Here is a 6,161-nt window from a genome sequence, read left to right as displayed (position 1 = left end):
CTCGCTGACCATCAACACCCTCGGCAAGCGCTCGGTGCGCAGGCCGCGCCCGCTGATCGCGCCGGTTCCGGCGGTACGGCGGCTGAAGCGGCAGCCGATCACCACGTCGTTCCCCTCCGGCCACGCCGCCTCGGCCGCCGCCTTCGCGGCCGGTGTCGCGCTGGAGTCCCCGGCCTGGGGCGCGGCGGTGGCGCCGATCGCGTTCTCGGTGGCGATGTCCCGGGTGTACACGGGCGTCCACTTCCCGAGCGACGTGCTGGCCGGTGCGGCGCTCGGTGTGGGCGCCGCCTTCGCCGTACGGGCCCTGGTGCAGACCCGCGCCCAGGCGCGGCCCACCGCCCGGCCGTCCGCCGACGCCCCGGCGCTGCCGGAGGGCGAGGGCCTGGTGATGGTGGCCAACCAGGCTTCCGGTACCGCCGACCGGGTGAGCGTGCTGCGTACGGCGCTCCCGGCCGCCGAGATCGTCGAGTGCGCGCCCGAGGACGTGGTCGCGGAGCTGGAGAAGGCGGCGACCCGGGCCCGGGTGCTCGGGGTGTGCGGCGGCGACGGCACGGTGAACGCGGCGGCGGAGATCGCGCTGCGGCGCGGGCTGCCCCTCGCGGTGCTGCCCGGCGGCACCCTCAACCACTTCGCCTACGACCTCGGCGTGGAGGACGAGCGCGATCTCGCCGACGCCCTGCGCGAGGGCGAGGCGGTCCGGGTGGACGTGGGCCGCTTCACCACCGACACCGGCTCGGGCGTCTTCCTCAACACCCTCAGCCTCGGTGTCTACCCCGAGCTGGTGCGCGAGCGCGAGCACTGGTCGCCCCGGATCGGCGGCTGGGCCGCGGGGGTGATGGCCGCGCTGCGGGTGCTGCGCGCCGACTGCCATCCGCTGGAGGTGGAGGCGGCCGGGCGGCGCCGGGCTGTGTGGATGCTGTTCGTCGGCAACGGCCTCTACCACCGCCGGGGCCTGGGGGCGGGCCGCCGTACGGACCTGTCGGACGGCCGCCTGGACGTGCGGGTGGTGAACGGCAGTGGTCATCCGGCGCTGCGGCTGCTCTCGGCGGCCGTCGCGGGCCCGCTCACCCGCTCCCCCTCCCACGCGGCCGTCCAGCTCGGCCGGCTGCGCCTCTCCGGCATCGCGCCCGACACCCCGCTGGCCTACGACGGCGAGGTGACCCCGGTCGGCGGCCGGATGGCGCTGGAGGTGCTGCCCCGCGCCCTGACGGTCTACAGCCCCCGCGCCACCGCGAGTTGACGCACCGTCAGTCCGCATCGCGAAAGGCTGGTCTCACGATACGGAGACCGGGCGTAGCGTTCGGTCCAGCACGGCCACGGTGTCCGCAGCGGCCCCGTGGCCGGACCGTCGAGCGGTGAGGGAGATCCGGCCATGCCGAAACCGCGGGAGACCGCCGTCTACACCCACGGGCACCACGAGTCCGTGCTGCGCTCGCACACCTGGCGGACAGCCGCCAACTCGGCGGGATATCTGCTGAGTTCACTCAAGCCGCACATGAAGGTCCTGGACATCGGCTGCGGCCCGGGCACCATCACCGCCGACCTGGCCGCCCTGGTCCCGGACGGCCGGGTGACCGGCGTCGACCGCGAACCCGGAATCCTGGAGCAGGCCCGTACGACGGCGGCCGAACGCGGCCTGGACAACCTCGACTTCGCCGTGGGCGACGTCCACGCCCTGGACTTCCCGGACGACACCTTCTGCGTGGTCCACGCCCACCAGGTGCTCCAGCACGTGGGCGATCCGGTGCGGGCGCTGCGCGAGATGGTCCGGGTGACCCGGCCGGGCGGGATCGTCGCGGTGCGTGACGCGGACTACGCGGCCATGACCTGGTACCCGGCGGTGGACGGCCTGGACGACTGGCTGGACCTGTACGAACGCGTCGCCCGGGACAACGGCGGCGAGCCGGACGCCGGTCGGCGGCTGAAGAGCTGGGCACTGGAGGCCGGGCTGCGGGACGTCACGGCCACCTCCGGCACGTGGACGTTCGCCACCGCCGAGGAACGGGCGTGGTGGAGCGGCCTGTGGGCGGACCGCACCCTGGCCTCGGCGTACGCGGACCGCGCCGTCGGGGGCGGGCACGCGAGCGCCGGGGAGCTGCGGGCGGTCGCGGAGGCGTGGCGGGAGTGGGGGCGGCGGGAGGACGGCTGGTTCGCGGTGCTCCACGGGGAGATCCTGTGCCGGAAGGACGGCAGCCGGGACTGATCCGACCGTCCCCCGCTCGCGACGCCCCCAGCCGCTCCCGTCCCCCTCAGCTCACCATCGCCTCCTCCACCAGCAGCTTCGCCGTGGCCGTGATGTTCGCGGCGTCGATCCCGGCCGCGTGCAGCTGTTCGTCGGGCGTGGCGGAGCCCGGCATCGTGCGCACCGCGAGCCGTACCAGGCGGGGCACCGGCCGGCCGTCGGTGAACGCCTCCACCACGGCTTCCCCGATGCCGCCCTCCTCGTGGTGGTCCTCCACGGTCACCAGGCAGCCGGTGTCCTCGGCGGCCCGGCGCAGGGTCTCCACGTCGACCGGCTTGACCGAGTAGAGGTCGATGACGCGGACGCGGATGCCGTCCTCGGCGAGCCGGTCGGCGGCGGTGAGCGCCTCGGGGACGGTGACCCCGGCGGCGACGACGGTCAGCCGGTCCTCGGCGCTGGAGCGCAGGACCTTGCTGCCGCCGACGGGGAACTCCTCGTCGGGGCCGTACATCACCGGGGTCTTGCCGCGCGAGGTGCGCAGATAGCGGATGTCCTTCAGGCCGGCCATGGCGGCGGTGAGCCTGGCGGTCTGGTTGGCGTCGCACGGGTAGAGCACCGTGGAGCCGTGGACCGACCGGAACATCGCCAGGTCCTCCAGACCCATCTGGGAGGGGCCGTCCTCGCCGATGGCGACGCCCGCGTGCGAGCCGACCAGATTGATCCCGGCGCCGCTGATCGCGGCCATGCGCACGAAATCGTAGGCGCGGGTGAAGAAGGCCGCGAAGGTGGAGGCGTACGGCAGCCAGCCGCGCGAGGCGATACCGACGGCGGAGGCGACCATCTGCTGTTCCGCGATGTACGTCTCGAAGAAGCGGTCGGGGTGCTCCTTGCCGAACTGCTCGGTGCGGGTGGAGTCGCCCACCTCGCCGTCCAGGACGACCACGTCGCTCCGGGCGGTGCCGAGCGCGGCGAGGGCGCCGCCGAAGGCGTCCCGGGTGGCGACCTCGTCGCCCACGTCCCAGCGCGGGAGGCTCAGCGGCTCGGTGACGGTGCGGCGCGGGGTCCCGGCGGGCGGCTCGGCGACGTGGACGCGCGCGTCGCGGCGGCCGCCCAGCTCCTTGATGGCCTCGTCGGCGTCGGGCAGCGGCTTGCCGTGCTGTCCTTCGCGGTCCTCGACGGCGGCGACGCCCTTGCCCTTGAGGGTGCGGGCGAGGATCGCGGTGGGCTGTCCGGTGGTCGACAGGGCCTCGCCATAAGCCCGATCGACGGCGTCCACGTCGTGGCCGTCGACCTCGATCGTGTGCCAGCCGAAGCCCTGGAAGCGGCGGGCGTAGGCGTCCAGGTCGTGGCCGTGCCGGGTCGGGCCGCGCTGGCCGAGCCGGTTCACGTCCACGATGACGGTGAGGTTGTCCAGGTTCTCGTACGCGGCGGTCTCGGCGGCCTCCCACACGGAGCCCTCGGCCATCTCGCTGTCCCCGCACAGCACCCACACGCGGCTGCCGGAGTGGTCGAGGCGCTTGCCCGCGAGGGCGATGCCGACGCCGACGGGCAGGCCCTGCCCGAGCGATCCGGTGGCGGTCTCCACCCAGGGCAGCCGGCGCGGGGTCGGGTGGCCCTCCAGGCGGCTGCCGAGCCTGCGGAAGGTGAGCAGCTCGCCGTCGTCGACGACCCCGGCGGCCTTGTACGCGGAGTACAGCAGCGGCGAGGCGTGGCCCTTGGAGAGGACGAAGCGGTCGTTGGCGGGGTTGTCCGGGCGCTCGAAGTCGTAACGGAGGTGGTTCGCGAGCAGGACGGCCATCAGGTCCGCGGCCGACATGGAGGAGGTCGGGTGACCGGAGTTCGCGGCCTGCGCGGCCCGTACGCTGTCCACCCGCAACTGCTGTCCGAGTTCGGCGAGTTCTGCGGTGTTCATGAGTCTCCTTCCGTGGGGTCCGAGACGGTCGGACGGCGTCCGGGGGCAAAGCCTCCGCCCACGGTCACCGTGCGTGAGCGCAGGGTGCCGCGGCCCGTCCGACCTCCTCCGCGTATCCGGCGGGGCGCCGGGCAAACGCCCGCGGGCCATCGGGGCGACGACCACTCCCCCGACGTAGCCGGAGGCGACGGCCTGTGCGGGCCGGATGGACGGCCTGTGCGGGGCCGGTCGTCCCAACTAGGCTCGCCCGTATGGAGATTCTGGGCGCCACACTGCGTATCTGCGTCGACGACCTCGAGACCGCGATCCCGTTCTACGAGCGGCTGACGGGCGCCCCGGCGCACCGGTTCGGGCGGGGCGGGGTGCAGGCCGCGGCGATCGGCTCGTTCCTGCTGATGAGCGGGCCGGAGGCCGAGCTGGAGGTGCTGCGCAAGGTGACGGCGACGATCGCGGTGAAGGACGTGGACGAGGCCCACCGCCAGCTCACGGAGCTGGGCGCGCGCGTGGTCGCGGGTCCGCTGGCGACCCCGGCGGGCCGGAATCTGCTCGCGGTGCACCCGGACGGCACGGTCTTCGAGTACGTGGACCAGCCGGGCTGAACGGGGCTCCCGGCCGAGGTGCGGGCGCCGGTGCCGGCCTCGGCCCGCGTCTCGGTCGTCAGCCCCCGGCGCGCATCTCGGTCGTCAGCGCCCAGCGTTCGTGGTCGCGCCATTCGCCGCCGACCTGGATCATCTTCGGCGAGAAGCCCTCCAGGCGGAAGCCCGCGCCCCGCGCGAGCGCGATCGACGCGGTGTTCCCTGGCTGCACGTTGATCTCCAGCCGGTGCAGACCGAGCGGCCCGAAGGCGTACCCGATCACCGCTTCCAGCGCCTCCCGCATCAGCCCGCGCCCGGCGGCGTGCGCGAAGGCGCCGTAGCCGAGGGCGCCGCACTGGAAGCCGCCCCGCACGATGTTGTTGATGTTGATGAACCCGGCGATGTCCCCGGAGTCCTTCTCGCAGACCAGGAATCCGGCCCGCGCCGGATTGTCGATCAGCCGGTCGGCGTACTCGGCGTAGGCCGCCTCGCTGTCGGGCATCGCCAGCCACGGCGCGTGCAGGTCCTTGCTCTCCCGCACCCGCCGGACGAACTCGTCGCCGTCCTCCCTCCGGAACCGCCGGACGGCGACGCGGGGGCCTTCGGCTGCGTAGTGACTCGAAGTGTGCGGCATCGGCCCAGCCTAAGAGGTCCTAACAGAAGCCGTTGATCATGTGACTTTCGGATTGGCTGGTCGTTGGTCCGATCGTGGGGAAACGTCAGTCGCGGCCCTGGATCGTCTCGGACGAACTGTGGTCGCTCATCGAGCCGTTGCTGCCCGTGCCGGGTCCGAAGCTGGTCGAGGGCAGACCGCGAGTCCCGGACCGGCAGGCGCTGTGCGGGATCCTGTTCGTCCTGCACACGGGCATCCAGTGGGAGTACCTGCCGCAGGAACTGGGCTTCGGCTCGGGCATGACCTGCTGGCGGCGCCTCGCCGCGTGGAACGAGGCCGGCGTGTGGGACGAACTGCACCTGGTGCTCCTGAAGAAGCTGCGGGCGGCGAACAAGCTGGACTGGTCCCGGGCGGTGATCGACTCCTCCCACGTCCGGGCCGCTCGACGGGGCCCAAAAGCGGTCCCAGCCCGGTCGATCGCGCACGGCCGGGCAGCAAGCACCACGTTCTCACCGACGGCCAGGGCATCCCGCTCGCGGTGTCGCTGACCGGTGGAAACCGCAACGACGTCACCCAGCTGATGCCCCTGCTCGACAAGATCCCGGCGGTTGCCGGCGTCGTCGGCCGCCCCAGACATCGACCCGACACGCTGCTTGCCGACCGCGGCTACGACCACGACAAATACCGGCGCCTACTGTGGCAGCGCGGCATCCGCCCGGTCATCGCTGAGCGAGGCGTGCAACACGGCTCTGGCCTGGGCATTTTCCGCTGGGTCGTCGAGCGCACCATCGCCTGGCTGCACGGCTTTCGCCGCCTGCGGATCCGCTGGGAGCGACGCGACGACATCCACGAGGCCTTCCTCGGTCTCGCCACCTGCCT

The 6,161-nt window shown here is 73.3% G+C and carries 6 protein-coding genes; 4 read left to right on the top strand and 2 right to left on the bottom strand.

Annotated features, from left to right (window positions below):
* A partial coding sequence (locus GTW40_RS18190) for a bifunctional phosphatase PAP2/diacylglycerol kinase family protein (RefSeq protein ID WP_161181262.1) occupies positions 1–1,240 on the top strand: 1,240 nt, incomplete at its 5' end.
* A gap of 132 nt (positions 1,241–1,372) precedes the next feature.
* A complete protein-coding gene (locus tag GTW40_RS18185) occupies positions 1,373–2,203 on the top strand; it encodes a methyltransferase domain-containing protein (protein ID WP_161181261.1) in 831 nt (276 codons plus the stop codon).
* 46 nt (positions 2,204–2,249) lie between these two features.
* On the opposite strand, the gene GTW40_RS18180 is transcribed toward GTW40_RS18185, so the two are convergent.
* Positions 2,250–4,094 carry a transketolase gene (locus GTW40_RS18180; RefSeq protein WP_161181260.1) on the bottom strand — a complete coding sequence of 615 codons (1,845 nt, stop codon included), beginning with the start codon at positions 4,092–4,094 and terminating at the stop codon, positions 2,250–2,252.
* 251 nt (positions 4,095–4,345) lie between these two features.
* On the opposite strand from GTW40_RS18180, the gene GTW40_RS18175 reads away from it, so the two are divergent.
* Entirely contained in the window at positions 4,346–4,693 is a 348-nt protein-coding gene (locus GTW40_RS18175; protein WP_161181259.1) for a VOC family protein, read from the top strand.
* Positions 4,694–4,751: 58 nt separating this feature from the next.
* Here the strand turns inward: GTW40_RS18175 and GTW40_RS18170 are convergent, their stop codons facing one another.
* Positions 4,752–5,303: a GNAT family protein gene (locus GTW40_RS18170; protein ID WP_161181258.1), complete on the bottom strand. Its 552-nt coding sequence runs from the start codon at positions 5,301–5,303 to the stop codon at positions 4,752–4,754.
* 74 nt (positions 5,304–5,377) lie between these two features.
* Between GTW40_RS18170 and GTW40_RS18165 the strand changes: the two genes are divergently transcribed.
* Positions 5,378–6,161, top strand: a protein-coding gene (locus GTW40_RS18165; protein WP_343245603.1) for an IS5 family transposase whose coding sequence is annotated in 2 segments (ribosomal slippage) — positions 5,378–5,707 and positions 5,710–6,161 — 782 coding nt annotated over the 2 segments. Because the reading frame shifts where the segments join, the coding sequence is not laid out codon by codon here. This gene is flagged as partial in the annotation.

This window comes from Streptomyces sp. SID4985, assembly GCF_009863025.1.
Classification (GTDB): domain Bacteria; phylum Actinomycetota; class Actinomycetes; order Streptomycetales; family Streptomycetaceae; genus Streptomyces.
Note: the sequence above shows the minus strand (reverse complement) of the source record. Positions and strands in the feature narration are given on the sequence as shown.